The 1,989-nt window shown below is 58.1% G+C and carries 3 protein-coding genes; 2 read left to right on the forward strand and 1 reads right to left on the reverse strand.

Annotated elements, in window-relative coordinates:
• Positions 1 to 505 (reverse strand): transposase (locus ACYVD0_RS19725; protein WP_460428382.1); only part of this gene is annotated, 505 nt, incomplete at its 3' end.
• A 210-nt stretch (positions 506 to 715) separates the two neighbouring features.
• On the opposite strand from ACYVD0_RS19725, the gene ACYVD0_RS19730 reads away from it, so the two are divergent.
• Both ACYVD0_RS19730 and ACYVD0_RS19735 read left to right on the forward strand, forming a co-directional pair.
• On the forward strand, positions 716 to 1,459 hold the full coding sequence (locus ACYVD0_RS19730; protein WP_460428380.1) for a metallophosphoesterase family protein: 744 nt from the start codon (positions 716 to 718) through the stop codon (positions 1,457 to 1,459).
• 132 nt (positions 1,460 to 1,591) lie between these two features.
• The gene (locus ACYVD0_RS19735; RefSeq protein ID WP_460428381.1) at positions 1,592 to 1,837 is read left to right on the forward strand and encodes a hypothetical protein; all 246 of its coding nucleotides are present in this window, start codon (positions 1,592 to 1,594) and stop codon (positions 1,835 to 1,837) included.
• Positions 1,838 to 1,989 lie beyond the last annotated feature (152 nt).

Raw genomic sequence — 1,989 nt, forward strand, 5'->3', positions numbered from 1 at the left:
GTCGCTTCGCACTGCCTCCGCGCTTGCGAGGTAGGCGCGGCAAGTCTCGCTGCCCCTTGAAAGACTCCAGAAAGAAGGTTTCATCGGCCTCGACAATCCCGGACTCATGCTGGGCCTGGTGATCGGCGATCTGGGACAGGAACCGGTGTCGCCACAGGAAGGCTGTGTTCTTGCTGACGCCACAGTGTTTCGCCGCCCTGCGTACCGTCAGGCTCTGGGTCAACGCCTCGGCATAGTCTTGCCAGAGATGGCGCTTTCGCAGTCGCGCCATCGGTGTACCCGTCAATGGGTTGCTGGTTTTGCCGCAAAACTTGCAGCGATACCGTGGCAGGCCGCCATTGGAGCCCCACGGCTGTAACTCGCTGGACTGACAGTGCGGGCAGCTGCTGGGCGTAGCGATCATGTCCTGCGCAAGGCTGCCAGGTGCCGACAGGCATGCCTTCAACTGCTCACGCTGTTCTGGGCTGAGGCTGGAGAGCTGAGAGGTTGTGAAAAAATCGAACAGTGCCGTGAGAGCCTCTCCAATCCCCTTCAAAAAGGCGTGCCATGTGAAAAGCGGGAGAGTTTATGAGCCAAATGGTCTTACTTTTCACGTAGCGCAACGTTTTAGCGGCTGTTTTGAGGGGGGGCGCAGCAGCCGCTTGAATTTTTCACAACCTCTGAGAGCCAAGCCATCTGGATCCGAAGGGCTACTCAAAATTCGAGGAATTGCAGCATGAGCAAGATTCGACGTTTCGAGCGAAACATCGCCGGCCGCGACTTTGCCGTCGGCGATATCCATGGCCATTTCTCCAAGCTTCAGGTCACCTTGGACGCCGCTGGCTTCAACCCTAGGACCGATCGGCTGTTCTCGGTTGGTGATCTGGTAGACCGCGGCCCTGAATCCGATCAGGCCTTGGAGTGGCTGGCGAAACCATGGTTCATCGCTGTACAGGGAAACCATGAGGAGCTTGCTGTCCAGTATGCGCTGACGAGCCATGTCGGTGATTTTGAGGCCTATCTGGCCTCCGGCGCCTCATGGTTCCTCGCCCTGCCTAAAGAGGAGCAACAGGCGTTCGCCGTGCAGTTCGCAGAGTTGCCCATTGCTATCGAAGTGAAGACGGAGGAAGGGCTGGTCGGCTTGGTACATGCCGACTGCCCGCTGGCGACCTGGGATGACTTTCGCCTGGCATTGAGCAACCCGGCTTTGCCTGAACGAATGCTTGAGCAAATCAAGGTCCATTGCCAGTGGTCGCGGAGGCGAATCGATGCAGGCGATGAAAGCGCTGTGCTTGGGGTTAGAGCAGTTGTGGTCGGCCATACGTGGTTGCGCCGTCCAGCCGTCCTTGGAAACGTCTACCACATCGACACCGGGGCTTGGCTGTCAGACGGGAGAGGCTATTTCACCCTGCTGGAGCTGGACAGCCTTAAGAGCGTGTTGCCTGTTCCCAAGAGGCTCGACTGGGAGGAGCAGAAGTAATGTCTGAGGGGGGGATTGCTTGGAGCTGGAAGAGATGGGGGACTCTGCCGAAGATCGAGCGGGCAAGCTGGATGAGAAAACCTACGAGGCGCTGGATAGGGCTGAGATAGCAACCAATGAGGATGTGCAGACATGCCTGGCTTCAATTTGGCGACCATTTCACCTGCAGAGCGGGCTGCGATTAGCGCGAGCAGAGCCGAGTGCCTGAACCGGTACAAGCGGGCCCTCGACTTGGCCAACCTGATCTATTCGCAGCGTAGGGACAAAGGGAACGGGTGGCAAAGCTGGGCGAAGCTGGAAATCGCCAAGCATCCAGAGCTGGAGATCGAGGTGCGGGCGAAGCTGAACAGGCTGATGCGAGGGCAGAGCAGGGATTGAGATTGACCTACCATAGCCGGCAAAAGAACTGAGCGCAAATGCCATTCGCTGCAGGGCAATCGCATGAACGGATGCGCCCGTAGCTTCAAGCGGCTTCAGCCCGAGCAGGTTTGGTGTAGCGTGTCTTCTCTTTGTCGAGAAGGGATACACGA

The organism is Azotobacter armeniacus (genome assembly GCF_054779355.1).